The organism is Luteibacter aegosomatissinici (genome assembly GCF_023078495.1).
GTDB classification, from domain to species: domain Bacteria; phylum Pseudomonadota; class Gammaproteobacteria; order Xanthomonadales; family Rhodanobacteraceae; genus Luteibacter; species Luteibacter aegosomatissinici.
In genome coordinates, this window is sequence record NZ_CP095742.1 from 2546784 (window position 1) to 2572325 (window position 25542).

At 64.8% G+C, this 25542-nt stretch carries 29 protein-coding genes; 15 read left to right on the forward strand and 14 right to left on the reverse strand.

What is annotated here, in order from left to right; translation table 11 throughout:
• Positions 1-148 precede the first annotated feature (148 nt).
• Together L2Y97_RS11430 and L2Y97_RS11435 are read left to right on the forward strand one after the other, a co-directional pair.
• Positions 149-1639, forward strand: coding sequence for an amino acid permease (locus L2Y97_RS11430; RefSeq protein ID WP_247426394.1), 1491 nt, complete (start codon positions 149-151; stop codon positions 1637-1639).
• Positions 1640-1733: 94 nt separating this feature from the next.
• The gene (locus L2Y97_RS11435; RefSeq protein ID WP_247426397.1) at positions 1734-3173 is read left to right on the forward strand and encodes an amino acid permease; all 1440 of its coding nucleotides are present in this window, start codon (positions 1734-1736) and stop codon (positions 3171-3173) included.
• A gap of 305 nt (positions 3174-3478) precedes the next feature.
• Here L2Y97_RS11435 and L2Y97_RS11440 read toward each other — a convergent pair whose 3' ends face one another.
• Positions 3479-3814 (reverse strand): high-potential iron-sulfur protein, encoded by a 336-nt coding sequence (locus tag L2Y97_RS11440; RefSeq protein WP_247426400.1) that lies wholly within the window; start codon positions 3812-3814, stop codon positions 3479-3481.
• A gap of 140 nt (positions 3815-3954) precedes the next feature.
• On the opposite strand from L2Y97_RS11440, the gene L2Y97_RS11445 reads away from it, so the two are divergent.
• Genes L2Y97_RS11445 through L2Y97_RS11460 form a run of 4 tightly spaced genes read left to right on the forward strand, consistent with a single transcriptional unit; the run spans position 3955 to position 6993 of the window.
• Positions 3955-4599 carry a methylthioribulose 1-phosphate dehydratase gene (locus tag L2Y97_RS11445; RefSeq protein WP_247426403.1) on the forward strand — a complete coding sequence of 215 codons (645 nt, stop codon included), beginning with the start codon at positions 3955-3957 and terminating at the stop codon, positions 4597-4599.
• Positions 4596-5162, forward strand: a complete 567-nt coding sequence (locus tag L2Y97_RS11450) for a 1,2-dihydroxy-3-keto-5-methylthiopentene dioxygenase (RefSeq protein WP_247426405.1) — start codon at positions 4596-4598, stop codon at positions 5160-5162. The genes L2Y97_RS11445 and L2Y97_RS11450 overlap by 4 nt, the downstream gene beginning before the upstream one ends.
• A gap of 54 nt (positions 5163-5216) precedes the next feature.
• Positions 5217-5900, forward strand: a complete 684-nt coding sequence (gene mtnC / locus L2Y97_RS11455) for an acireductone synthase (protein WP_247426408.1) — start codon at positions 5217-5219, stop codon at positions 5898-5900.
• Entirely contained in the window at positions 5884-6993 is a 1110-nt protein-coding gene (locus L2Y97_RS11460) for a C13 family peptidase (protein ID WP_247426411.1), read from the forward strand. Before mtnC ends, L2Y97_RS11460 begins: the two co-directional genes overlap by 17 nt.
• Positions 6994-7028: 35 nt before the next feature.
• Here L2Y97_RS11460 and L2Y97_RS11465 read toward each other — a convergent pair whose 3' ends face one another.
• From L2Y97_RS11465 to L2Y97_RS11475, 3 genes are read right to left on the reverse strand one after another with little or no spacing between them, the layout of a single operon-like run.
• Positions 7029-7829 (reverse strand): amidohydrolase, encoded by an 801-nt coding sequence (locus tag L2Y97_RS11465; RefSeq protein WP_247426414.1) that lies wholly within the window; start codon positions 7827-7829, stop codon positions 7029-7031.
• Positions 7817-8962 carry a pyridoxal phosphate-dependent aminotransferase gene (locus tag L2Y97_RS11470; protein ID WP_247426417.1) on the reverse strand — a complete coding sequence of 382 codons (1146 nt, stop codon included), beginning with the start codon at positions 8960-8962 and terminating at the stop codon, positions 7817-7819. The genes L2Y97_RS11465 and L2Y97_RS11470 overlap by 13 nt, the downstream gene beginning before the upstream one ends.
• A gap of 9 nt (positions 8963-8971) precedes the next feature.
• Entirely contained in the window at positions 8972-10000 is a 1029-nt protein-coding gene (locus L2Y97_RS11475; protein ID WP_247426419.1) for a LysR substrate-binding domain-containing protein, read from the reverse strand.
• Positions 10001-10130: 130 nt separating this feature from the next.
• On the opposite strand from L2Y97_RS11475, the gene L2Y97_RS11480 reads away from it, so the two are divergent.
• Positions 10131-10712 carry an FMN-dependent NADH-azoreductase gene (locus L2Y97_RS11480; protein WP_247426422.1) on the forward strand — a complete coding sequence of 194 codons (582 nt, stop codon included), beginning with the start codon at positions 10131-10133 and terminating at the stop codon, positions 10710-10712.
• Between the two features lie 110 nt (positions 10713-10822).
• On the opposite strand, the gene L2Y97_RS11485 is transcribed toward L2Y97_RS11480, so the two are convergent.
• The 5 genes from L2Y97_RS11485 to L2Y97_RS11505 all read right to left on the reverse strand — a co-directional run bounded on the left by L2Y97_RS11485 (position 10823) and on the right by L2Y97_RS11505 (position 15408).
• Positions 10823-11014 carry a hypothetical protein gene (locus tag L2Y97_RS11485; RefSeq protein WP_247426424.1) on the reverse strand — a complete coding sequence of 64 codons (192 nt, stop codon included), beginning with the start codon at positions 11012-11014 and terminating at the stop codon, positions 10823-10825.
• Positions 11015-11198: 184 nt separating this feature from the next.
• On the reverse strand, positions 11199-11978 hold the full coding sequence (locus L2Y97_RS11490) for a ribonuclease H-like domain-containing protein (protein WP_343218369.1): 780 nt from the start codon (positions 11976-11978) through the stop codon (positions 11199-11201).
• Between the two features lie 149 nt (positions 11979-12127).
• Complete coding sequence (locus L2Y97_RS11495; RefSeq protein ID WP_247426426.1) at positions 12128-14545, reverse strand: DEAD/DEAH box helicase; 2418 nt, start codon at positions 14543-14545, stop codon at positions 12128-12130.
• 129 nt (positions 14546-14674) lie between these two features.
• Positions 14675-14911 carry a hypothetical protein gene (locus L2Y97_RS11500; protein WP_247426427.1) on the reverse strand — a complete coding sequence of 79 codons (237 nt, stop codon included), beginning with the start codon at positions 14909-14911 and terminating at the stop codon, positions 14675-14677.
• Positions 14912-14997: 86 nt separating this feature from the next.
• Positions 14998-15408: a hypothetical protein gene (locus L2Y97_RS11505; RefSeq protein WP_247426428.1), complete on the reverse strand. Its 411-nt coding sequence runs from the start codon at positions 15406-15408 to the stop codon at positions 14998-15000.
• A gap of 131 nt (positions 15409-15539) precedes the next feature.
• On the opposite strand from L2Y97_RS11505, the gene L2Y97_RS11510 reads away from it, so the two are divergent.
• Positions 15540-15944, forward strand: a complete 405-nt coding sequence (locus L2Y97_RS11510; protein WP_247426430.1) for a hypothetical protein — start codon at positions 15540-15542, stop codon at positions 15942-15944.
• Between the two features lie 38 nt (positions 15945-15982).
• Positions 15983-16363, forward strand: coding sequence for a DNA-binding transcriptional response regulator (locus L2Y97_RS11515; RefSeq protein WP_247426432.1), 381 nt, complete (start codon positions 15983-15985; stop codon positions 16361-16363).
• Here L2Y97_RS11515 and L2Y97_RS11520 read toward each other — a convergent pair.
• Both L2Y97_RS11520 and L2Y97_RS11525 read right to left on the reverse strand, forming a co-directional pair.
• On the reverse strand, positions 16360-16587 hold the full coding sequence (locus tag L2Y97_RS11520) for a hypothetical protein (RefSeq protein ID WP_247426434.1): 228 nt from the start codon (positions 16585-16587) through the stop codon (positions 16360-16362). The two genes, L2Y97_RS11515 and L2Y97_RS11520, sit on opposite strands and share 4 nt — an antisense overlap.
• An 85-nt stretch (positions 16588-16672) precedes the next feature.
• Positions 16673-16996, reverse strand: a complete 324-nt coding sequence (locus L2Y97_RS11525; protein WP_247426436.1) for a hypothetical protein — start codon at positions 16994-16996, stop codon at positions 16673-16675.
• A 135-nt stretch (positions 16997-17131) separates the two neighbouring features.
• Here L2Y97_RS11525 and L2Y97_RS11530 point away from each other — a divergent pair, with 135 nt between their 5' ends.
• Positions 17132-17815 carry an SOS response-associated peptidase gene (locus L2Y97_RS11530; RefSeq protein WP_256452097.1) on the forward strand — a complete coding sequence of 228 codons (684 nt, stop codon included), beginning with the start codon at positions 17132-17134 and terminating at the stop codon, positions 17813-17815.
• Positions 17816-17883: 68 nt separating this feature from the next.
• Here the strand turns inward: L2Y97_RS11530 and L2Y97_RS11535 are convergent, their stop codons facing one another.
• Together L2Y97_RS11535 and L2Y97_RS11540 are read right to left on the reverse strand one after the other, a co-directional pair.
• A complete protein-coding gene (locus tag L2Y97_RS11535) occupies positions 17884-18225 on the reverse strand; it encodes a hypothetical protein (protein WP_247426440.1) in 342 nt (113 codons plus the stop codon).
• A gap of 53 nt (positions 18226-18278) precedes the next feature.
• Positions 18279-18977: a murein L,D-transpeptidase catalytic domain family protein gene (locus tag L2Y97_RS11540; protein ID WP_247426443.1), complete on the reverse strand. Its 699-nt coding sequence runs from the start codon at positions 18975-18977 to the stop codon at positions 18279-18281.
• A 163-nt stretch (positions 18978-19140) separates the two neighbouring features.
• Here L2Y97_RS11540 and L2Y97_RS11545 point away from each other — a divergent pair, with 163 nt between their 5' ends.
• The 4 genes from L2Y97_RS11545 (at position 19141) to L2Y97_RS11560 (ending at position 23007) form a co-directional block, all read left to right on the forward strand.
• Positions 19141-20877: a L,D-transpeptidase scaffold domain-containing protein gene (locus L2Y97_RS11545; protein ID WP_247426446.1), complete on the forward strand. Its 1737-nt coding sequence runs from the start codon at positions 19141-19143 to the stop codon at positions 20875-20877.
• A 61-nt stretch (positions 20878-20938) separates the two neighbouring features.
• Positions 20939-21670 (forward strand): 2OG-Fe dioxygenase family protein, encoded by a 732-nt coding sequence (locus L2Y97_RS11550; RefSeq protein WP_247426449.1) that lies wholly within the window; start codon positions 20939-20941, stop codon positions 21668-21670.
• A 105-nt stretch (positions 21671-21775) separates the two neighbouring features.
• Positions 21776-22105 (forward strand): 2-hydroxyacyl-CoA dehydratase, encoded by a 330-nt coding sequence (locus tag L2Y97_RS11555; protein ID WP_247426452.1) that lies wholly within the window; start codon positions 21776-21778, stop codon positions 22103-22105.
• A 17-nt stretch (positions 22106-22122) separates the two neighbouring features.
• On the forward strand, positions 22123-23007 hold the full coding sequence (locus L2Y97_RS11560) for a bestrophin family protein (protein WP_247426454.1): 885 nt from the start codon (positions 22123-22125) through the stop codon (positions 23005-23007).
• A gap of 14 nt (positions 23008-23021) precedes the next feature.
• On the opposite strand, the gene L2Y97_RS11565 is transcribed toward L2Y97_RS11560, so the two are convergent.
• Positions 23022-24608 (reverse strand): inorganic phosphate transporter, encoded by a 1587-nt coding sequence (locus tag L2Y97_RS11565; RefSeq protein WP_247426457.1) that lies wholly within the window; start codon positions 24606-24608, stop codon positions 23022-23024.
• A gap of 109 nt (positions 24609-24717) precedes the next feature.
• Here L2Y97_RS11565 and L2Y97_RS11570 point away from each other — a divergent pair, with 109 nt between their 5' ends.
• Positions 24718-25527, forward strand: coding sequence for a CHAD domain-containing protein (locus L2Y97_RS11570; RefSeq protein ID WP_247426459.1), 810 nt, complete (start codon positions 24718-24720; stop codon positions 25525-25527).
• Positions 25528-25542 lie beyond the last annotated feature (15 nt).

Consider the following 25542-nt stretch of genomic DNA (forward strand, 5'->3'; position numbering starts at 1 on the left):
GTGCAAGGCCTTGGAAGGCCTCGCAATGCAGCTTGTACGGCCGTGCCCCGCTGGGCTATGGTGCCGTGCCGACTCACCGGGGGCGGCGTTCCATGGCTGCCACGGCGGTCCCAATAATAAAGAGCACTTCCGGCAGTAGGGGAGACACATGTTGAAACACCTTTTCGCGACGCATCCCATCGAGGCCGCGCCGCACGTCGATGCAGGCGAGCATATTGAAACCGGCGCCCATGGCGATGCGGGCCTCAAGCGCGTCCTCACCGCAAAGCACCTGATCCTGCTGGGCATCGGCGCCGTGATCGGTGCGGGTATTTTCGTCATCACCGGCCAGGCGGCCGCGATGCACGCCGGCCCCGCCCTCGTCATCAGCTTCATCATCGCCGGCTTCGCCTGTGCACTGGCCGGCCTTTGCTACGCCGAGTTCGCAGCCATGCTGCCGGTCTCGGGCAGCGCCTACTCCTATTCTTATGCCACCCTCGGCGAATACGTCGCCTGGTTCGTCGGCTGGAACCTCGTCCTGGAATACCTGTTCGCGGCCGCCACGGTGGCGGCGGGCTGGTCCGGCTACTTCAACGAACTGCTCGGGCTGATCGGCGGCCTGATCGGTAGCGACATCACGCTGCCCAGCACGTTGTCCTCGGCGCCGTTCCAGTTCGTCGAAGGCCACATCCAGGCAACCGGCGCGCTCATCAACCTGCCGGCGGTCATCATCATCGCCGCGCTGTCGGGCCTGTGCTACGTGGGCATCACGCAGTCCGCGTTCGTGAACTCGATCATCGTCACCATCAAGGTCACGGTCATCCTGCTGTTCCTCGCGTTCGCCATCAAGGTCGTGAACCCGGCGAACTGGCACCCGTTCATTCCGCCGAACGAAGGCGAAGGCGTGTTCGGCTGGAGCGGTATCTTCCGTGCCGCCACCATCGTGTTCTTCTCCTACGTGGGCTTCGATGCGGTCTCCACCGCCGCCGGTGAAGCCAAGAACCCGCAGCGCGACATGCCGATCGGCATCCTCGGCTCGCTCGCCATCTGCACCGTGCTGTACATCGCCGTGGCCCTGGTGCTTACCGGCATCGCGCCGTTCCGCATCCTGAACACGCCGGAGCCGGTCGCTACCGCCCTGGGCCTGTACCCGCACCTGTCCTGGCTGAAGTTCATCGTGGTGGTGGGCGCCATCACGGGCCTCTCGTCGGTGATCCTGGTGATGCTGATGGGCCTGCCGCGCATCTTCTTCTCGATGGCGCGCGATGGCCTGCTGCCGCAGGGCATGGCCAAGGTGCACCCGAAGTTCCGTACGCCGTATCTCGGCACCATCATCGTCGGCGTTGCCGCGGCCGCCATGGCCGGCCTGTTCCCGGTCAGCGTGCTTGGCGAACTGGTATCGATGGGCACCCTGCTCGCGTTTGCCACCGTGTGCATCGGCATCCTGATCCTGCGTTACACCCGCCCGGACCTGAAGCGCAGCTTCCGCGTGCCGATGGTATGGCCGATCTCGATCCTGGGCGCGCTCGCCTGCATCTACCTATTCTGGCAGGCGTTTGAAGAGCATTGGCGCCTGATGGTGGGCTGGATCATCATCGGTCAGCTCATCTACTTCGGCTACGGCTACGCGCACAGCAAGTTGCGCAAGTCGCTCGGCTGATCCAGCGCAACGACCCGGGAAGGCCGGCGATCACTCGCCGGCCTTCCCTGTTTTGCAGCTATCCTCCCATTCGTCACTTCGATCCGAGCCCTCCATGCTCAAACAGCTACTCGCCAAGAAAAGCCCGCAAGCCGAACCCGATGATGCCCATGGCCCTGCCCTGCGCCGGACACTGGGGCCCTGGGGGCTGACGGCGCTCGGCATTGGCGCGGTGATCGGCGGTGGCATCTTCGTGATCACGGGTGTAGCCGCGGCGGAACACGCCGGCCCGGCCATCATCCTGTCGTTCATCCTTGCGGCGATCTGCAGTGTGTTCACCGCACTGTGCTACGCCGAGTTCGCTTCGCTGATCCCGGTCTCGGGCAGCGCCTATTCGTACGCTTACGCCACGCTGGGCGAAGGTGCCGCCTGGTTCATCGGCTGGAACCTCATTCTCGAATACGGCGTTTCCGCCTCCGCCGTGGCGGTGAGCTGGACAGGCTATTTCGTCAGCCTGCTCGACCATATCGGCATCCACATCCCGCCCGCGCTCACCAATGCGCCGCTGGATTTCGTCGATGGGCACCTGGTGACCACCGGCGCGCTGTTCAACCTGCCTGCGGTCGGCATCACCCTTGCGCTGACCTGGCTCTGCTACGTCGGCATCAAGGAATCCACCGGCCTGAACATGGCCATGGTGCTGCTCAAGGTCGCGCTGATCATCGTGGTGATCATCGTGGGCGCAAGCCACATCGATACCAGCAACTGGCACCCGTTCATTCCCGAAAACCAGGGCGGCGACAAGTACGGCTGGCCGGGCATCCTGCGTGGCGCGTCCATGGTGTTCTTCGCCTATATCGGCTTCGAAGCCACATCCACCGCGGCCCAGGAATCGAAAAACCCGCAGCGCGACATGCCGATCGGAACGCTCGCTTCGCTGGGCATCTGCACCGTGCTGTATATCGCCATGGCTGCCGTGCTGACGGGCCTCGTGCCGTTCTCGCAGCTGGATACGGCAGAGCCGGTCGTCACCGCCATCCGCAACCATCCCGAACTCAGCTGGCTGCGCGGCATCGTGGAAGTTGGCGCACTGATCGGCCTCTCGTCGGTGGTGTTGGTGATGATCATCGCGCAGCCGCGCATCTTCATGATCATGGGACGCGACGGCCTGCTGCCGAAAGTGTTCACCACCATCCACCCGAAGTACCGCACGCCGCACCTCAACACCGTGATCACGGGCGTGGGCATCGCTGCGCTCGCTGCGGTGTTCCCGCTCAACCTGCTCGGCGATCTCACCTCGATGGGCACGCTCGTCGCCTTCAGCGCGGTGTGCATCGGTGTGCTGATTCTGCGCCGCACCGCGCCGGATATTCCGCGCTCGTTCCGTGTTCCGTTCGCGCCACTAACGTGCGCACTCGGCGTGCTCAGCTGCATCTTCCTGCTGTGGTCGATGGGTATTCGCAACTGGGTGTTGATGGGTGTGTGGACGGTGCTCGGCGTGATCGTGTATTTCGCCTACAGCTTCCGTCACAGCCGGCTTCGACGGTCTTCCTGACGCGGCCAGCGCGCGCAAGCGCGCTCCTACAACATCGGTTTAACAATTTCACCCATGTTATTGTTTTTGCGACAGAAGGCGCAAAAACATCATCGTCATTTAACTGCCATTGGCCGGTCGCGCCCCGAGGGGAGTATGATCCCGGTTCCGTGGGTAAATCACTTGGCAGTGGGCCCCGGATTGCCGCCCGGCGCGTCAGGCGGGTCAGCTCCTCAGCCTGACGCGCTTGGGCAGCATTTTGTTCCACCCAATGAAAAGGCCAGCCCCGGGGCTGGCCTTTCTGTTTGTGGAGCCGTGGGCCCGCGTCAGATCATGACAGCGTGAGACACGCACCAACCCTTCGCCGCAACCGCCTTGCCCGGGAACAGCTGGCACGGCCCCCAGGCCGCCCCGGCCTTGCCCTGGTAAAAGTTGCAATTGAAACAAGCATCGCCGGGCGCCTTCTTGCCCTGCGCCTTGCTGCCATCTTCAACGTACTTCAGCGCCGAGGCGGTGGGGTCCGAGGGGGAAAGGTGTGGCAGGTCCTGGGCCCCGGCCCGGCGAGGAAGCCCGCCGAGGACCGTGGCGGCGGCTACCGTGCCAGCGGCGGCCTTGAGGAAACGGCGGCGGCCCTCGATGTTGTCATGGTCGTTGTTCGACATGGATCAGCCTTCTGCGATGGATGCCTGCATCCTACGCAAATCGTAAAATCGGAATGGTTCGCATTTTCGCGAAATCGCGCGGCACCGGCGCTGAAATACCCCCATGGTATAGTCGCCCCTTGATTTAGACGTCCAAACCCATGACTAAAACCCTCGACCACATCGATCCCGCCCTGCTCGCCTCGCGCGCGGATGCCATTGCGGATGCCGCCCGTGAACTGGCCGCGTTCGGCTGGACACCCGCCACGAGCAGCAACTTCTCGATGCGCCTGGACCACGACCTTGCCGCGATTACGATCTCGGGGCGCGATAAGGGCAAGCTGGGACGCGACGACATCATGGTCGTCGACATGGATGGGAAGGCCGTGGGCAGCGACGCGCGCCCCTCCGCGGAAACCGGGCTGCACACCCAGATCTACAAGCGCTACCCCGACGCCAACGTGGTCCTGCACACCCACTCGCGCACGCAGAGCGTGGCTTCGCGCCTGTTTGCCAGCGAAGGCCGTGTGCACCTGGAGGGCTGGGAGCTGCAAAAGGCCATCTCCGGTTACACCACGCACGAAAGCGTGCTCGATATCCCTGTTTTCCCCAACACCCAGCACATGCCCGAGCTCGAGGCCCAGGTCGACGCCTGGATCGACAGCGGCAAGCCGCTCTACGCCTACCTGATCAACGGCCACGGTATCTATACCTGGGGCCGTGACATGGCCGAGACGCGCCGCCACCTCGAGGCCCTCGAATTCCTGCTGGGCTGCGAACTTGACCTTCGGAGGCTTTCCCCGTGAGCCGTCTGCGCGTTTACGACGAAACCAACCACACCCCGCTCATCACGCTCACCGACCATGCGGACATCGCCCGTGAGCTGAATGCCATTGGCGTGCGTTTTGAACAGTGGGAGGCCAGCCAGCCGATCCAGCCCGGCGCCAGCCAGGAGGACGTCATCGCGGCGTACCGCAGCGATATCGACCGCCTGATGAAAGAGAACGGCTACCAGGCCGTGGACGTCATCAGCCTCAAGCCCGACCACCCGGACCGCGCTGCGTTTCGCTCGAAGTTCCTGAACGAGCACACCCACAGCGAGGATGAAGTGCGCTTCTTCGTCGCCGGTGCCGGCCAGTTCACCCTGCACAAGAATGGCAAGGTATTCGAGGTGCTCTGTGAGAAGGGCGACCTCATCGGCGTGCCGGACGGCACACGCCACTGGTTCGACATGAGCGCCTCGCCCTACTTCGTGGCCATTCGCCTTTTCACGAATATCGAGGGCTGGGTCGCGAGCTTCACCGGCGAGGACATCGCCGAGCGTTTCCCGCGCATGGATCCCCACCCCTCGGCCGTCAGCGCGTCGTAAAGGGCGCCCGGCTCGGCTATCCTGCGGCTCTCCCCGATCCGCAGGCTTTACCCCATGTCCGATATCCGCGCCGTCCTCACCGACATCGAGGGCACGACCAGCTCGATTGATTTCGTAAAGGACGTGCTCTTCCCCTACGCCCGGCAACACCTGCCCGCCTTCGTGGAAACCCACGCAGACGAGCCGGAAGTGCAGCACTGGCTGCACGAGGCGGCAAAGGAAGCGGGCATCGTCGAGGCCTCGCGCACGGAGGTCATCGACCTGCTGATCCGCTGGATCGATGAAGACCGCAAGGCCACGCCGCTCAAGGCGCTGCAGGGCATGATCTGGCGCGAAGGCTACGAGGCGAAGGCGTACGTCTCGCATATGTATCCTGAGGTCGCGACCCGCCTCAAGACGTGGCACGACCAGGGACTGAAGCTGTACGTGTACTCCTCGGGATCCGTGCCCGCGCAGAAGCTCATGTTCGGCTTCAGCGAAAGCGGCGATCTCACGCCCCTGTTCTCAGGCTATTTCGACACCCAGACAGGTCATAAGCGCGACCCGGACTCCTACCGCCGCATCGCGGAGGCCATTGGCCTCCCGGCCGCCCAGGTGTTGTTCCTGTCCGATATCCGCGAGGAGCTGGACGCCGCGCGCGAAGCCGGCATGCGCACCACGCACCTCCTGCGCCCGCCGCTAGCCATGATCGATGCAGGCCACCCGGCCGTGGCGGATTTCAATGCCATCCAGCCTTGATCCCCGCCGCCGCACGGCTATCTACACGCTGGCGGGCTTTATCGCCGGGGCCTTGCTGACGGCAGCGATACTCAACTTCGGGCCCCGGCCCGTCGTGACGGGCGTGGCGCCGGTCGCCCCATCGCCGGCCTCCACGGCGGCACTACCCTCCGCGTCGGCAACGTCGGCGCGCGCCACTGTCGCCGTGGCGGCGTCTGCGCCCGCGCCGTCCTCCACCGCCCCCGATGCCGACGCCGAGAGCGATGCCGGGGACGATCAGGGCGCCCAACTCGATGTGGATAGCTGGCCGCAGGACGCTCCCTCGCCGGAGCAGGTGTTCGCTGCTCAGCCAGGCGCGTTGCAGGCAGCGCTTGGTCGGCTGGCAAAGCGGACGCCAGGCAAGCCCAACGTCTATGCCGTGGCATTTGGCGCGGATGGGTCCGAGGATGTCTTCCGCAATGAAGCCGAGTACGTCGACAAGCTGATGACCACGCGTTTCGGCAGCCCGGCGCACACCCTGGTGCTGGAGAACAACCCGGCCACGCTCTCGTCGCATCCCCTGGCGAGCTGGACCAACCTGGAAGGCGCCGTGGATGGCCTGGCCAAGGTCATGAATCCGAAGGAAGACATCCTTCTCGTCTACATCGCCACGCACGGCGGCAGTGACCACAGCTTGCTGGTGGACATGGACCCAATTCCACTCGACCAGCTCGACCCGGATGGCCTGGCACAGATCCTGGCCAAACACGATTTCCGCTGGAAGGTGGTGGTGGTCAATGCCTGCTATTCGGGTGGTTACCTGCCCAAGCTACGTGGTAACGGCACACTGGTGCTGGCCTCCGCGCGTACCGATCGCACCTCGTTCGGCTGCGGCACGGATTCGGATATCACCTACTTCGGCCACGCCTGGCTCGAGAATGGCCTGAACGCGACGCCGGATTTCGTCGATGCCTTCAACAAGGCGAAGGTCGATATCGCCGATTGGGAAAAGCGCGATGCGGTCACACCGTCGGAGCCGCAAATCGACATCGGCACGGGCATCGAAGACAAGCTGGCCGCATGGCGCAAGGTCGCGAAGATCGGCCCAGCCGTTCCGTTCGCTCCGGCAAAATAGCTCTTGTAGGAGCGCGCTAGCGCGCTCCTACACGATCAATCGGCTTTCAGCGAAAACGGGTCGGCATCCATCCACGCCGGGAAGCGCTCGCGGTGTGCAAGTAGCGGCGCCGGATCGATGTTTACCGTCACGACCTGCTCGACAGGGCCAAGCTCCACCAGCGGCTCGCCGACCGGATCGATGATCGCGCTATCGCCGGCGTACGGGTGGTCATTGCCATCCACGCCCACCCGGTTCACGCCAATGGTGTATGCCAGGTTTTCAATAGCCCGGGCGCGCAGCAGCGTGCGCCACGGCCCGCGCCGCGGCGAAGGCCAGTTCGCTACGAACAGCGCGAGGTCGTAATCCATGCCACCGGCGGCCGTTTCATTGCGGCCATTGCGCAGCCACACCGGGAAACGCAGGTCGTAGCAAACCTGCGGCAGGATCCGCCAGCCCCTCAGCTCTACGATCAGGCGCTCGCGGCCCCCGCCGTAACGGGTATGTTCGCCAGCCATGCGGAACAGATGGCGCTTGTCGTAGTACGCCAGATCCCCGTTCGGCGAGGCCCACATCAGGCGGTTGTAGACCGTCTCGCCTTCACGGATTACCAGGCTACCGGTGATGGTCGCGTTCACTTCAGCAGCCAGTGCGCGCAGCCAGGCGACGCTCTCGCCATCCATCGTCTCGGCATTGCCGAGGGTGTCATTCGTGAACCCCGAAAGAAACGTCTCCGGCAGAACGAACAGATCGCTTTGCGGCGCGCTACGCACCAGGCCGCCGTAATACGCGCGATTGGCCGGCGCGTCATGCCAGCGGGTGGCGCCCTGGACAAGCGAGACGGTCAGAGTTTGCACAGGAGCTCCGCGGCGGCTTCCATGGTGGCGTCGTTCTTGGCGAAGCACAGGCGGACCAGGCGGGTATCCGGCGCCGTCTCGTAGAACGGGCTGAGCGGAATGGCGGCGACGCCACCTTCGCGAACCAGCCACTCACTGAAGTTGATGTCATCCACATCGCGGATGGCGCTGTAATCGACGAGCTGGAAGTAGCCACCCGGCACGTCGAGCAGCTTCAGCCGCGACGGCGCCAGGAGCTCACGGAAGCGATCGCGCTTGGCCTGGTAGAACGCAGGCAACTCCAGGTAATGCGCCGGCGTGGACTCGAGGAACTCTGCGAAGGCCCACTGCGCCGGGTTGAAGGTGCAGAACGTAAGGTACTGGTGCACCTTGCGGAACTCGGCGGTGAGCGCCTTCGGGGCCACGGCGTAACCGACCTTCCAGCCGGTGCAGTGGTAGGTCTTGCCGAACGACGACACCACGATGCTGCGCGCGGCAAGCTCCTCGTGGCGCAGCACACTCTGGTGATCCGCACCATCGAACACGATGTGCTCGTACACCTCGTCCGAAAGGACGACGATGGCCGTGTTGCGGATGATGGCCGCCAGCTCATCCAGATCGGCGCGCGACAGCACGGCACCCGACGGGTTGTGCGGTGAATTGATCAGGATCATGCGCGTCTTCGGCGTGATTGCCTCGCGAACACGCTGCCAGTTGATGCCGAACGACGGCAGTTCCAGCGGGATGTGTACCGCGACGGCGCCCTGCAGCTCAATGGCCGGCTCGTAGCTGTCGTAGCACGGGTCGAACACGATGACTTCGTCGCCCGCGCGCACGACGGCGGCGATCGCCGAGAACAAGGCCTCGGTCGCGCCGGAGGTAACGGTCACTTCGGTATCCGGGCTCACCCGGTGGCCATACAGCCGCTCGGTCTTCAGGGCGATCTGCTCGCGCAGCTTCGGAATGCCGACGCCCGGCGCGTACTGGTTCTTGCCTTCGGCCATGGCGCGCGTGATGGCTTCACGCAGCGGTTCCGGCGGCTCGAAGTCCGGAAAGCCCTGGCCCAGGTTCACGGCCTTGTGCTCCAGCGCAAGCTGGCTCATGACGCTGAAAATGGTCGTACCGACCTTGGGAAGCTTGGTTTCGATCTGCATCGAACGCCCTTATTCGTTTGGACGGCCAAACGCGGCCGCATTTTCCGATCCTAACATGCGGCGCATGGCAACCGCGCCCCGGCTGGCCGGGTCGGCCGCCACCTTCTCGCAATCCTTGTGGAACTCGGCCTGCGCCTTGGGCAGCCGCTCGGCCAGGAAATCCACGAAGCTGCGCACGGCCGGCAGCAGGCCGCGGCGGCTCGGGTAGACGAAATGCAGCGTGCCCTGGGCCGTGGTGTATTCGGGTAGCACCCACTCCAGCTGGCCCGTGCTCAGCATGGGCGCGCAGTAATCTTCCGGTAGCAGTGCCACGCCGCAGCACTGCACCGCGGCGGCGATCAGCACCGTGAAATCGCCACTGACCAGCCGCGGCTTCACCTCCACCGCTGCCTTCTTGCCGTTGGAATCGACCAGCTCCCATACCTGGGCACCCTCGTGCTCGTACATGCTGAGCGCGGGCAGTTGGGCGAGTTCTTCGAGCGATTTCGGGCGGCCGTGGCTATCCAGGAACTTCGGGCTGGCCACAAGCAAACTGCGCGCATAACCAATGCTGCGCAAGACCAGGGTCGCGTCGGTATCCAGCTTCTCGCGCACACGTACCGCTACGTCATAACCCTCGCCGATCAAATCCACCCTTCGATTGGTGGCGGTCAGGCGAACCTGCACCTTCGGATGTTCCAGCATGAAGGCCGGCAGCATGGGCCCCACGATGTTCTGGGCGATCGAGATGGGGCAGCTGATCCGGACGATGCCGCGCGGTTCGGTGCGCAGCTCGTCGACAGCGTCCTGCGCTGCCTTGGCCTCCTCAAGCACCGCCCGGCAGTGTTGGTAGAAGCGCTCGCCAATCTCAGTGACCACGAAACGGCGCGTGGTGCGCTGGAGCAGGCGTACGCCCAAACGGTCCTCCAGCTGGGCAATCCGCTTGGACAGCCTCGATTTGGGAATCCCTAGCGCGCGTCCAGCAGCGGAAAAGCCGCCGTGCTCGACCACGGAGGCAAAGAAATACAGGTCGTTCAGGTCTTGCAGGGCGCCTTCCATCGGGGCATGCCTCGGTCGTTTCCTATCCGGAACAATCAGTCTACTCCATGCCGACTAATCAAGTGATTGTCCGAGGCGTACCTTTTTCCCATTCCCGCTCACCGCGGGACCGACGAAACGAGGACCTGCCATGAAACTCCTGCACATCGACGCCAGCGCCCTGGGCGCCCATTCCGTCTCGCGCGGCCTGACCCAGGCCATCGTCTCGGAGTTCGTGAACAATCACCCGGGCACCGAGGTTACGTACCGCGACCTGCATGCCACCCCGCTCGCCCACTGGGGCCTGCCGGCCGGTGAAGACGACCCGAACGCCGCCGAAGCGGCCAAGGTCATGGAAGAATTCCTGGCGGCGGATGTCGTCGTGATCGGCGCCCCGATGTACAACTTCAGCATCACCAGCTCCCTGAAGGCCTGGATCGACCGCATCGCCGTGGCCGGCAAGACCTTCCGCTACACCGCGAACGGCCCCGAGGGCCTGGCCGGCGGCAAGCGCGTCATCATTGCCTCCAGCCGCGGCGGTATCTACAGCGCTGGCCCGGCCGCTGGCATGGATTTCCAGGAGCCGTACCTGCGTGCGGTACTGGGCTTCCTGGGCGTCACGGATATCGAGTTCGTCCGCGCCGAAGGCGTGGCCATGAGCGATGACCACAAGGCGCAAGCGGTTGAGACCGCGGTCGCCGGGATTGGTGGGTTGCTGCGCAAGGCGGCTTGATCGCGGACTGAATCGCGCGCAAGCGCGCTCCTACAAGAGCCACCGTTGCGGCGGAGCGGCAACTGTAGGAGCGCGCTTGCGTGCGATCACCCTCTCACGGGCGCCGCAGCTCAACTACCCTGCTTGCCCGGCTTCTTCTCGGGCATGTTCTGGTGCTCCTTCGGGTGGCCTTCCCCCGGGATGTGTTCCTTGCCGGTTCGCGGCTTCGGGTTATCTTCCTTGTAGCCCGGGGTTTCCTGTTTACCGTCATTCGTCATCACATCCGCCTCCTCCGCGTCAGTGTCGTTGCTGGCAGGCGGCATGGCCGCACTCGCACGTGCCACCGACGTTTTGCGTCTCTGCCGCCATGCGGCAGGCCTCGCTGCAATACTCACGCGATACGGGCACCTGGCAGCCACAACCGGTGTGGTCGCAAGGCTTGGTCGGTTCGCTCATTGCCACGTCTCCGGGCGTTCAGTCCGTCCCGAAGCCTGCGCGGCCCGGCGTCTATTTTTCGTTACCAGCCGGCGAAGCTGCGTGCGCATCCTGTGCCGCCCAGCCCTGCGCTTCGACCAACAGTCCGCTCAGGCTGCGCACATCCTGCAGATTGTGCGCAGCCACCCGCGCCAGGTCGGCAGACGAGCCGCCCCGCAGGTAGGTCAGCCAGGCGCGCGGAGCTTCGGAGCCCGGCAAGTCATCTTCGCGAACGATGCGCAGAAGCTTGCGCTCGGCCGTCTGCATCTTGCAGTTTTCCCACACATGCCGAAACCGGCGGCGCATCGGGTGCAGCAGGTCGACGTGGGTTAATCCGCTGAGTGGGTTCGGCATACGGGCCAGACGGTAGCGGGTCGCCAACAACGGTGCGTCATAGGATTTGCCGTTGTAGCTGACGAGCACCGTATGGGTTCCGACCCAGCTGGCAAACGCGGTCAACATGGCCGATTCCGCCGCCATGCTGGTCATGTACAGCTGGCGCACCCGCAGCTGGCCCCCATGCCAATCCGCGGCACCGATCATGAAGGCACGCGTGCCCGTGCCGCCGGCCAGCCCCGTTGTTTCCGTATCGAAGTGCAGCAAATGCTCGCGGCGGGCCGTCGCCAGGCGGGCGAAGGAAAGGTCGAACTCAACCGGCGGCTCAGGCCAGGCCGTGGTGTATTCGAGGTAACGCAACCCGGGTGAAATCTCTTCACCCGGAACGTCGCGCGTCATGGGCCGTGGCGCCACCGGCCTGACCATGCCCAGGCGTTCACGCACGCCTGCCATGCGGCGCAAGGCGGCCAGATCCACGGGTCCACCTGGGTTCCTCGCGGCCACGCCGGAAGGGCCGGTGCCCTGAGACTTCATGGACCCCGTGGCGCCGGCCGTGGCCGACGATCCGCCCACCCCTTGGGCACCCGCTTGTTTACGCAGCGCCGCGAGCCTGGCCGCAAGGTCGCTCACGCGCTGCCCCCGAGCAGCTGGAGCACCCTGGCGACCAGCGCCCGCGGCGTTTCATCACGATGCTCATCCGCGGCCAGTACAGGGCCAACACACGCCGGACAGCCCGCCTTGCACTCGCAGCCCATCACAGTGATCAACGCATGACGCACGAGTTCCGGCGCGCGGCGGAACAACGGCTCGCTCAATCCCACGCCGCCGGGGAAGTTGTCGTAGAGGTAGACCGTGGGGAGGAATCGTTCGAACGCATCGGCCAGGGCCAGCGACCCATCCGGCGCACGAATCTGTCCACGGCCGCCCGAATCAACCTGCGCCGACCAGCCGCCATCTCCCGAACCCACGGCTTTCTGCAGGTCACGCGGCTCCGCCATGACCGCGACGACGGCGGCCGTGTGCAAGGCGTACGCCGCGCCCAGGAACCCATCCAGCGCCTGCTGCCTCGAACCGAATACGCTATCAAGCAGCCCCTGCGGCAGCTGCCACCACACGGCCGTGCTGTGCAACTCCTGGTCGGGAAGGTTCACCGGCCCGTACCCGATGTTCTCGTGCGTGTAATAGCGGATCTTCTTGTAGCCCGAAACGCGACGAACGACGTGTACCTCGCCGTGCCGCGCCGTACCCTCGCCCGCTGTCGCCCCGTCGAAACACTCGAGCTCCTTGAGCTTCGTGTAGTCGATGGCGTCGGTGTAGTAATCGACCCGCGTGCGCGTGCAGTAGGCCTTGCGGCCTTCCCAGTCCAGCCGTTCGACCTGGTACGGCACGCTCTGGATCATGTGGATCGCACCCTCGTACAAGGTCAGCGCCGCCGCCGAATAATCCACTTCAGCGATGATCGACTGCCGCCCTTCGGTGCGGTCGACGACCACGAAGTTGCCATCGGCCACGGCGCGCAAGCTCACCGCATTGGCCGGATAGCTGTCCGCAATCCATTCCCAGCGATCACCTTCGCGGTGGAGAACTTCCGATTCCTGCAGCACCTGCAGATACGGTTCGGCATCGTTCGGGCCGAAGGGCTCAGCGCCCACGAACGGCAGCTCGAACGCCGCGCAGCGGATGTGATCCAGCAGGATCAGCGGCTGGTCGGGTTGGATGCGCGCGTGTTCCGGGCTGGCTTCGGTAAGGAAGGACGGATGCCGCATCAGGTACTGATCCAGCGGCGCGCTGGTGGCCACGAGCACCCCAAGCGATGGCTGCTGCCGGCGCCCCGCTCGGCCAAAGCGCTGCCATGTGGCGGCGATCGAGCCGGGGTAACCATTAAGCACGACCGCATCGAGACTGCCGATATCGACACCCAGTTCCAGCGCTGACGTGGACACGATGCCATCCACGTTGCCAGCGCGCATCTCACGCTCTACCTCACGGCGCTCCGTGGGCAGGTAGCCGCCACGGTAAGCGCGGATCCGCGGCGCCTTGCGGCCGTCATGATCGAACACGTCTTTCAGGTACTTCGTCAGCACCTCGACCATCAAGCGTGACTGGGCGAATACCAGCGTTTTCATCTTCGCCTTGATCGCCACGCGGGCGATCAGGTTTGTCTGCGAACGGGCCGAGGCGCGCAGGCCCAGGTCGGGATTCACCACGGGCGGGTTCCATAGCAACACGTGCTTGTCGCCGCTGGGTGCCCCACTGGTCGCCACGGTCAGCACCTCATCCTCGATCAATGCCTCGGCATGCGCCGTCGCATTGCCGATCGTGGCCGAGCACAAGACAAATTGAGGCCGCACGCCATAGAAGGCGCAGATGCGCTTGAGCCTGCGCAGCACGTTGGCAAGGTGCGAGCCGAACACCCCACGGTAGGTATGGATTTCATCGATCACCACGTACCTGAGGTTCTCGAAGAACTGCGCCCACTTGGTGTGGTGCGGCAGGATGGCCTGGTGCAGCATGTCGGGGTTGCTCACCACCACATCGCCATGCAGGCGAATGGCCTGGCGCGCATCGCCGGGGGTATCGCCGTCGAAGGTGAACGCCTTCACGCCCAGGTCCCCCGCCCGGTTCAGATCCAGCAGCTCGGCGACCTGGTCCTGCGCCAGGGCCTTGGTGGGGAACAGGTAGAGCGCCTTCGCGCCCGCCTCGAGCACCGAAGACACCACCGGCAGCGTGTAGCAGAGCGTCTTGCCGGAGGCGGTGGGCGTCGCGACCAGCACATGCCTGCCAGCACGGGCACCTTCCCACGCCTCCTGCTGGTGCGAATACAGCCGCTCGATGCCACGGGCAGTGAGCGCGGCAGCCAGCGCCGGCGGAAGGTCGGCCGGCAACGGTACGAAACGGCCTTCCCGCCCGAACACGGTAAAGGCGGACGAGACCCGGTCGCCGTATTTGTCGGTTAACCGATGCGCCAGCGTACGGCCATCGTGGTGGGTCGCGAGTGCCGCATCGGCCTCGTCGTTGCGCTTTGCTTGCAGGTAAGCGGCCATGGCGGATTGGCGTACGGAGAGAGGGCCCCGTTTATGGCCCCACTAAGTCTCAAATCCTGCGACCGCCCTGGCTGGGGCGGCAAGGTGACCTGGCAGAGGAGCTATGGCCAGGCGACCGTGGCCGGCGCGTCAGCCGGAATAGGCATTGCGGGCGGCGGCAAGCCAGTTGGCGTGCTGGCAGCCCTTCTCCATGGCCGCGTCCACGGCGGCGCGCTCGTCCAGGAATTCCTCGAGCAGCGTAATCATCACGAAATCACGCGGACCGGCGTGGGCCAGCTCCACGATATAGGCCGCCTTCCAGAGCCCCACGGGGTTGCGAAGGGTGCGTACCTCCACGCAATACTGGCCTACGATGCGCCGGTGCATGTCACGGAACTCCCGTCTGGCGACGCGATGCGAATAGCCGGATTCTTGCGCCTTCGCGTCGCCAATGACAAGCGTTATGTGATGAATCAGGCCTTGGGCTGGGCCGCTGCCGCAGCCGCGAGGCCCTCACCGCTGGCGGGGATGGAGAAGGTCTTCGTTTCGCCCTGGCCCACCGTGGCATCCGCATCGACCCGGTCGCTGCTGCATGCCCCATGGGGCATGACGGTCAGCTTGCGGCTACCCGAGGGGACGTGGAGCACCAGCTGCTGGCCGATCTCCATATCCGCCACCACCTTGTCATCCAGGTAGATGGCGCTGGAGCAGCCCGCGCCCCACAGACCCTGGTCGCGAACGATCGTCAGCGTGGCATCACCATCGGACGGGTTCTGGTAGGCGAACGTGGTGCTGGACAGGACATCGTGGATCCCGACGTGGCGTTCGTTCTGGGTGGCGCAGCCGGTGAGCAGGACAAGGCCGGCAATGGCGAGGTAACGCATGGCGTGCAACTCCTTGGGGGACCTGGCCAGCATTCTTTCGCAAGTGTGCAACCCGAGTGAAGTGCCGTGACGTGGCCTCCACGCGGCGCACCGAACAATGCCGCCCCCACGCCCCTCAGGAAAAGCCCACCATGGCCAGCCGCGACTGGATCGACATCGAATCGTTCGAAGCCACCGACGACATCGGCCAGTTCGACCGCCCGGATATCCCGCGGGTTGAGGCGATTCTGAGTGGCGCCCCGGAACGCGAGTGGCAGCAGTTTTTCCAGGTCCGGGCGCGTGCGCTTGAACAGACCCAACCCGGCCTGCGCATGGAAATCATCGCCGACCGGCTCGGCTTTCACACCCGGGCGGCGCATATCGAGGACACCTGCCGGCTGGTCAACGATGCCGTCCAGGGCACGAACCACGACTATGCCGCGCAACGGGCGGCCGAGGAAAAACGCATCGCCGACCGCGATGAGGAGGTGCGCGAGATGATCTCCCGGATCAAGGCGGTCAACGCCGGATGGCCACCCGAGGCGGGCGGCAAATAAGTCACCCCTTGCACGCCAATCAGATCTAGACTGCCTCCATGAGCCCCCGCCCCGACGCCCTTGTGTTCGACCGAGCCAGCCTCGTGGCGGAAACCGTGGCCGTGGCCCTGGAATTCGAGGGCTATGCCGCGCGCGCGACCGTGACGTACCGCGACGCAAAACGCGCGTTCCAGAACATGCCGGACCTCTCCCTGCTGGTTATCCACGCGGATACGCCGGGCGAACGACGCGGGACCGCCCTGCTCCAGGCCGTGCTGCGCGAGCGGCCGAAAACCGCGATCGTCGTAGTGTCCAGCCGCGTGCCCGAGGACCTGGCGCCGTTTCCGCCCAGCGCCGTCTTCCTCGAAAAGCCATTCGATCGCGCCCAGTTGCTCGAAGCGATCGCCCAGGCCCGCGGCGCCCGCCCCGTGCGCGCCTAGCGCTCCAGCCGGTGCAGCGATTCCCGGGCCATGCGCCAGCCCTCCGAGAGAGCCATCTTCTGCGACTCGTAAGACACCCCACCGCTGTCGCTGGTATCGATGATCGTGGTTCCGTCGCGTGCAAACACCCGGTAATCCCAGGTGTACCGCGGCACATCGTGGACACTGCTGTCGCGCAGGCACTCCACGTCGATGCGGGTTTCTTCGTCCAGGTCATGGCCCATGGCACGCTCCGCCAGCTGTCGGGAGGATGAGTGCAGCAAGGTGCATATAAAAAGCGCGCGAACGCCAGGGAAAAAAAGTGTCCGGCTAGGCGCCGAGGGTCTCGAACGTGACCCGGTTCGCGTTGAACTCGACCAGCGAATGGAGTGGGAACGATTCGGCAAGCGCCGATATTTGCATGATCACATCCTGCAGCTCAGGGTCTTCGTCCATGGCATCGACGGTGCGCACGGACACCAGCTCGGCAAGGAGCAGCAGCGTGCCGGCTTCGGTGCGGGCGAGCCTCGCGGGAAACTCACTGAGGTAACCCTTCGACCGCGCGATGACGAGGGCCGAGCGCACCAGGTCAACCAGCGCGGCATCGTCGCTCCCCGCGACCAGACGTAGGCCGATCATCAGCAAACGGGCCATGCATGCCTCCCCCAAGGTCCGGGCGAGTGTGGCCCCGCCCACGCGGGCTGGCAAGGGCCCAGCCCCGCCTGCCCCGGCGCTCGCCCGGACGCCCCGGCATCCCCGTAAATGGGCGCAGGCGCTATGCTCGGTCCCATGTGCGGACGCTACGCCACCTACGGGCCGGCCAGCATGTCTCGGGAAGCCCGCGACGTGCTCGAGCGCCTTGAACTGGACCTCTCCAGTGAGATCAACCAGCGCGAGGATCACTTCAATATCGCCCCCACCCAGCGGGCACTGGTGGTCACTGGCCACGAGGAAGGCCACGCCGAAACGGGACTGCTGCGCTGGGGGCTCATCCCGTCCTGGGCGAAAGACCCATCGATCGGTGCCCGCATGATCAACGCGCGCCGCGAAGGCCTCGCCGAAAAGCCGGCATTCCGCGCCGCGGTCAGGAAACGCCGCTGCCTGGTACCGGCCTCCGGTTATTTCGAGTGGCAAGGCGAGAAAGGCAGCAAGCAGCCGTACTTCATCCGTCCGCCGGACGGGAGCCTGTTGTTGTTCGCGGGACTGTGGGAAATCTGGCGCGGCGCGGACGGTGAACCCATGCGCACTTACACCATCATCACGGGCGAGCCCGGCAAGGTCGGCGGCGATATCCACGATCGCCAACCGGTGATCCTTGCGCCGGATGCGTGGGAAGACTGGCTGTTCGCGCCGGCAGATGTCGCGATGACGCTACTGGAGGCCGCGAACGAACCCGATCTGGTGTATTACCCGGTCACCAAGGCGGTGGGCTCGCCAAAGAACGACACCCCCGACCTGGTCGAACCCCTGTAGGAGCGCGCTTGCGCGTGATGGGTACTTGCCACACCCCATGACGCGCAAGTGCGCCCAAAATGCTTCGCTTACAGGCAGCTGATCGCTTCGTCGCGGAAACGGCTGTCGTATTCCGAGCCCTTCTTCATCTTCTGCAGCTCGTACATCACCACCTGCGCGCCAGAACCATTGGCGGTGACTTCAAGGCGCTCGTGCTTGCCATCATCGCTGGCCGTGACCACGCCCTTGTCGTCTTTCGCGTCACCCTTCGCATCCTTCGTGAGGGCCTGCCACTTGGGCACGACGCACTGCACGTAGGCCGGCACACTCTTGCCCGTCTTGCTGCTGAGCTTGGGCAGGGTGTCTTTCATGCCGCTGGTGGCGCAGCCGGCCAGGAGGATGCAGCCGGCGATCGCAAGAACGTGTTTCATGCTGGATTCCACGGTGAGGTTCCCGGGATTCTAGCCGAGAGCGCGCACCGGGATCAGGTCCCGGCGTGCACGGCGGCCGTGGCGTCCGCCCTGGCAAGCTGGTTGGCGCTGCATTTCAGGTAGCTCGACGAGGCCAGCCACTTCTGGTCGGGGTAGTACGAGAACACCATCTGCCCGCCCTTCAAAGCATCGATCAGCTTGTGCGCCACGGCGGTGCTCACCGCCGGGCAGCCCCAGCTACGGCCGATACGGCCAGCCGCGCGCGCCATGGTTTCACTCACGTACGCGGCGCCATGGATCACGATCGCACGCGCCAACGCGTTGCTGTTCACACCCGGCTCGAGCCCTTCCATGCGCAGCGAATAACCATTCTTGCCCATGTAGGTGTCTTCGGTGCGGAACAGGCCGATGCTCGAGGCCAGGCTGTTCGGTGCATTCGAAAACTTCGTGCTGCTGCCATCGCCACTGTTCTTGCCATGCGCCACCAACTCCTGGAACAGCAGCTTGCGGTTCACTGTATCGAACACCCACAGGCGCGGCTGCGACGACGGCTTCGAGTAATCGATGACGGCAAGGCGGCTCGAGGGCGTACCACCCTGGCTCTGCGCGCACTCCGCCGCCTGGACAGCAAGCCCAATGACTTTCGGATCAGCGGAGGGAGCCAGTTTGGCCAGCGCGGCACCGAGCGAATCGGCGGCATGAGCCTGGAGCGGGAGGAAAGCGAGCACACCGAGGAGCGGTGCGGACGCCATAAGCGTACGAATCGATCGAATCATCAGGCCAGCCGGGGGAACTACAGATGGACCGATCCTAACGTGGTGATCATTTACTGACCACAACATCGTCACATCTGTGCCCTTCATATATGTGAAAGGGTGAAGGAATCACCGCAGAAAAAACTGGAAGCAATAGATAATGACTATGGAAAAGCGGCATCCCGGCATGCTGGCCGTGCTCCTCATGGGAGCGGCCCTGCCCTTGTGCGGCAACGCACAGACCCCTCCTGCGCCGACCTCGGCGGCCAATCCACCCCCTATCGTGGCCCCGGCCCCTGGATCATCCGCCAGTGTCACCGTGCCGCAGCCCCCGGCCCCGGACGACGCCGTCGCGCAGGCGATCTATGCCCGCATCCTGGCCATGGCCCCTCTACAAGGCGGCCCCCTGAGCCGCCAGGATGCCGCCATTGGCCAGGCGTTGGCCGATTTCTACACGCAGCGCCATTACGCGCCCGCGTGGGCCGATGGCGATAACGTCGATCAATTGTTCGCTGGCCTGGCGGGCATGGAGGGAGACGGCCTGCTGCCGCAGGACTACGGGCTCGATGCGCTACGGAATATCTGGCAAGCACCCGGCTTCAAGGACGCCAGCCCCGCCCAACATGCCGATTTTGACCTCACGGCAACCCGCGCGTACATGACCGCCCTGGTCCAGCTGGCCCGGGGAAAGGTGGATCCCACCCGGCTGGATCCGGTCTGGAATATTGACCCGGTGGCCATCGATCCCCAGCAGGGTCTCGCCATGATCGAAGGCTCGATCAACGAGCACACCGTGGCACAGGCGTTTGCCATGGCGCGCCCCCAGAACCCGCTGTATGCGCAGCTTCGCGACGGCCTGGCCCAGCTCCGCGCCACCGCCGCGAACGGTGACTGGCCGACCGTGCCCGATGGCCCGTCACTGAAGCCCGGCATGAACGATCCACGCGTTAGCGCGTTGCGCGCCAGGCTCGTCGCGGGGGGCTACCTCGATGCGTCGCTGGAACACGGGCAGCACTACGACACCGCCGTGACCGATGCCGTGAAGCGCTTCCAGGGGGATCAGTTCCTTGACGTGGATGGGGCCGTCGGCGCGGATACGCTAGCCGCCCTCAACGTCTCCATCACCCAGCGGATAGGCCAGGTGCGCGCAAACATGGAGCGTGCACGCTGGCTGTTGCATGCCCTGCCCGGCACCTTCGTGGTCGTGGATGTCGCGGGTTTCCGGGTCACCTATTACCGCGACGGCAACCCCATCTGGAAATCGCGCGTGCAAGTGGGCAAGCCTTACCGCAGCACGCCTATCTTCCGATCGGACATCACCTACATCACATTCAACCCGACCTGGACCATTCCGCCCACGATCCTCAAGAACGATGTGATCCCCAAGATCCGCGCGAACCCCTCGTATCTTGCGAACAACCGGATCCGGGTGCTCGATAGCGCCGGCAATGCCATTTCCCCCGCCAGCGTGAACTGGTCCAGGCCCGGCGGCGTCACCTTGCGGCAAGATGCCGGCCCCGGCAACTCGCTGGGCCAGGTGGTCATCCGTTTCCCGAACTCGTTTGCGGTGTACCTGCACGACACCCCGCACCAGGAACTCTTTTCCAAAGCCAAGCGGGATACCAGTTCCGGATGCATCCGCGTGGAACACCCCCTGGACCTCGTGCAGCTCCTCTTCAACGATGATGAGAAATGGAACCGCCATGCGATCGATGAGCGCATTGCCACCGGCAAGACGCAGAACGTGACCTTGCCCACCAAGGTCCCCATCCTGCTCGCCTACTGGACCGTCGACATCGACGACACGGGCAAGCTGGCTTACAAGAACGACATCTACGGCAGGGACGCGCCCCTATTGGCGGCGCTCAACAAGCCGCAGTTGCTGAAGACCCTGTAGCGCACCGCCTTGATGCGTTTTGCCGCAGCCCCGCCCCATGGGGCGGGCGTATACTGCGCGAATGAACGCCCCCCTCGAAGCGACCGAACTGACCCTCCACGACCAGGTGCACGGCGAGGGTTTCGCCTTCGTACAGGGCGATACCATGCGCGATCTGGTGAGCCACGTGGCTTCGCTGGCCGACTGGGAAGCGTTCGCCGCCAGCTGGAACGCGCTCGAGCCGGATACCTACCTTGCGGCCACGGGCCGCTTCCGCCGGCGCCGGCATGCCACGTATTCGGCGGAGCGCTTCGGCCATATCGACCAGCGCCCGCACCAGGCCCACTTCCAGGCGCGCAGCTACAACTCGCTGCAGGGCGATATCCAGCGCTGGTTCGAACCCGTGCTCCCGGAGATCGCCGCCGGCCCTACCATGCAGGCCATCCTGGGCTTCTGCCGTGACTTCTTCGGCGGCCTCTCGCCCGATGTGCCGCACTGGCATATCGAGGTGCACCAGTTCCGCATCGAGGCGACCGCCGGTGCCGCGGGCGAACCGACGCCGGAGGGCAGCCACCGTGACGGGGTTGATTACGTCCTGGTCCTGCTGGTGGATCGCGAGAACATTGCCAGCGGCACGACCACGATCCATGCGCCCGATGGCACCGCGCTAGGCGAGTTCACCCTGGCCCGGCCGTTCGATGCCGCGCTGATCCATGACCCGCGCGTGTTCCACGGCGTCACCCCCGTCACCCCGCTCGATCCGGCGCAAGCCTCGCACCGCGATGTGCTCGTCGTGACCTTTCGCGGCGGCTGAAGGCCCCCGGGGTGAGACGATCCGCGGAGGAGATGTCCCCGATTCTCAAATTGCCGACATCTACCCATGCCACAATGGGATCCCTCGCCGCCACAGATTGAAGTGATGAATTCGTCCGGCAAATACGATTTCAGACAGTTCCAGGACGAACTCGCCGCGCTCGACCGCCAGAAAGCCGTTTCCCCGGCACCCGTCGCTGCGCCTGCCGCATCGGGACCCGAGAAGCGCAAGCCCGGCAGGCCGAAGACTGTTCGTGTCGACCCCCTCGCTGATGCGCGGGTGGCTTTTGACGCCCTGCGTGTCAGTTACAAGCTGAGCGTGGCCGATGTGATCTCCTGGTTCCCGGAGGAGGAAGGCATCGCCTACCTGCAGGCCCTGCTGGCCCAGCCTGCGCCAAAACGCCGCCGCAAGAAGAGCGAAGACGCCGGAACCTGAGGGCGTACGATAACGGGATGACACCCCGTACCCGTACCCGCACCCCCGGCATCCGCTCCCTGCTGTTTGCCTACCGCGGCACGATCATGCCGGTGATCCTGCGCCGCGTGCTCTATGCCGTCGCGCTATCGCTGGTCGTGGCCGTGCTTGACCTGAAGTACGGCTGGTTCAGCGGCGGCCTGAATGCCACGCCACTCACGCTAATGGGCCTGACCCTGGCGATCTTTCTTGGCTTTCGCAACCAGGTGGCCTACCAGCGCTGGTGGGAGGCGCGCAATCTCTGGGGCGAACTCGTCACCGTGGGGCGCGACCTCGCGCGACAGGTAACGGCCTTCCTGCCGCGAGCTTCCGCGGCCGAGCGCGCCACCCTCATCGGGATGGTTATCGCGTTCGCCCACGCGCTGCGCCACCACCTGCGCGACACGGACCCCGCGCCTGAACTCTCCACATGGCTCGCGCCACGCCTTGCTGATGAGGCGCTTGCCGCCCCCAACCGACCCGCATTCCTGGTGCATCGGCTAGGCGTCGCGCTCGCTGATGCGTCGCGTGCGGAAGGCTCGGATCCGATACTGCTTGCCAGTATCGACAGCAAGGTAAGCCAGCTGTCTCACGTACTGGCAGGCTGCGAACGCATCAGCAATACGCCCATCCCATTCTCGTACATCCTCTTGCTGCACCGATCGGTGCATGTGTACTGCTTCTTCCTGCCGTTCTGCCTCGTCGGCGTCATGGGTTGGTTTACCCCCGTCGTGGTGGCGATCCTGGCCTACACCTTCTTCGGGCTGGATGCCCTGGGCGACCAGATCGAAGATCCGTTCGACGTGATGCCGAACGATTTGCCGCTCGACGTGTACACGACGAACATACAAGCCGACCTGATGGCGCTTTTAAAGCAAGGCTGACGCCTTGCATCGCTTCAGAACACGTGCCGCAATAGCCAGAACAAACCAGCTGCCAGGGCAATCGACACGGGCAAGGTAAGCACCCATGCAAGCAGCATGTTGCGCACCGTAGGCCACTGCAGGCCGGAGCCGTTCGCAGTCATCGTCCCCGCCACACCGGACGAGAGCACGTGCGTGGTACTCACCGGCAGACCGAAGCGATCGGCCGCGCCAATGGTCAGCATCGCCACGACTTCCGCGGACGCCCCTTGCGCGTAGGTGAGGTGCTGCTTGCCGATCCGCTCGCCGACCGTGCGCACGATGCGCCGCCAGCCCACCATCGTGCCCAGGCCCAGGGCGATAGCAACCGCCACCTTCACCCAGGTCGGGATGAACTTGGTCGCCTTGTCGAGCAGGCCATGGTAGTTATCGAGTACGCCCTGGTCCTCGGGTGAGAACGCCGGCTTCTTGTCCTTGGCCATGAGGCGCAGCGCCTCTGAACTGAGGTACATGTTGTTGCGAACGTTGTTGACCTCGTGCTGCGGCACATCGGCGAGCGACGGACGCTGTGCGACCTGATCCGCAATCGTGGCCGTAAGCTGGGTCAATGCCTGGAGGGCCTGCGGCGTAGCCTCATGCGACTGGATGTAGTGCTCGATCTCGGCGCGCGGGTTCGCGACCGGCTGCGTACCGCTGGCGTACTTCGACAGGGTCTCGCTCGCATGGTGTGCGACTGACACGAAGGTCTGTGTCTCGCCGCTGGTCACTGCCTTGTTCAGCGCATACGCGCTGGGGACGGTGCCGATAAGGATCAGCATGATGAGGCCCATGCCCTTCTGGCCATCGTTCGAACCGTGGGCGAACGACACGCCGGTGCAGGTGAGGATGAGCAGCGAGCGCACCCAGAACGGCGGCGGCTTGTCGCCATGCGGCTCCTGGTAAAGCTCCGGCACCTTGACGAACGTCTTCAGCGCGAGCAACAACAGGTACGCCAGCGCGAAACCGATCAGGGGCGAGAACAGCAACGACTTGCCCACGCTCAAGGCCTGGCTCCAGTCCACCGACGCGTTGGCATCCCCCGGGTTCATCATCTGGTTCATCACGCCCACGCCGATGATCGAACCGATCAGGGTGTGCGAACTCGATGATGGCAAACCAAGCCACCAGGTACCGAGGTTCCAGATGATGGCCGCGATCAGCAGCGAGAACACCATGGCGAAGCCCACGCCGGTGCCTACGTTGAGCACGAGCCCAATGGGCAGCAACTGGAGCACCGCATAGGCCACGGCACCGCTGGAGATAAGCACGCCAAGGAAGTTCCAGCTACCGGACCATACGACGGCGAATGTCGCCGGCAGTGAACGGGTGTAGATAACCGTAGCCACCGCGTTCGCCGTGTCGTGGAATCCGTTGACGAACTCGAAGCCCAGCGCAATCAGCAGCGCGATACCCAGCAGCACGTATTCGAAGGTGGGGCTAGCGGGTGCAACGGTCAGGTCGTGACCCAGTTGCGATCCCACGTAAATGGCCGCGGCAAGGAGGACACCGGCGCCCGCCAGGAAGCTGATCATGCGGGTTTGCGGGGAGCCGACGGGTTGGGAGCTCAGGACGGTGCTGTTCATCGCGTGCCTCCGGTCATGACCCGCCCAGAACTAGCAAGGCTGCATGACGGTCTGGTGTCAGGATGGCCGAATACGGCTATCCCGCCCGTCACGTGGTATACACAGGCCGATGCCACCCAAGAGCGCGCCAAGCATTCCGACGGCCCTGGCCCTGTTCGCCTCCCGCGAATGCCGCAGCGTCGCGCGCTCGCTGGCCAACACGAAGGACCGCCATGCCGGCATCCACGCCGCCCGCAAGGGGCTCCGCCGACTGAAAAGCCTGTTGCGCCTGGGCGCGGATGTGTTTGGCGCCAACCTGGCGGATATCGAGGGACGGATAGGAAAACTGGCTGCGAGCCTTTCGCCACTGCGGGATGCGCATGTCGCGGTGACCCTCGCCCACACGCTCGCCGGACCACGGCCTTCGGCCGCCTGGGCCGAGGCGATCACCACCCTTGAGCACCGGCGGGATGGCAGGTTGATCGAGGCCTTGCAGAAGGACCCTCGCTTCCTCAAGCGCAGACACGCGGTGCGCGAGCTTGGCGACATGGTGGAGCGATTACCGTGGCGCCTGGTCAAGCGCGGTGTGGTGGAATCCACCCTGGACGACCAGCAGCAGCGCGTCGTTGCGGCAGGCAAGCGGGTCCGCAAAGATGCGTCGCCCGGGAATCTCCACCGCTGGCGCCGTCGGGCCCGACGGTTACGCATGCAACTACAGTACTGGCGCCGCGTCCTCCGCGCCGCCAACAAGACCGCACACCATCGCGCAAAGCACGACAAGGCGTCCACGCATGCCATGTCGAAGCTCTCCGACGCGCTGGGGGCGAAGCAGGATCTGCGAGCGCTGCGCGTGAACCTGCGAGCGTTGAAGAAACCAGCGCTGACGGCCCCTCTCACGGACCAGATCGCCGAAGAACTCAAAAAGCACCGAAAATTGTAGGAGCGCGCTTGCGCG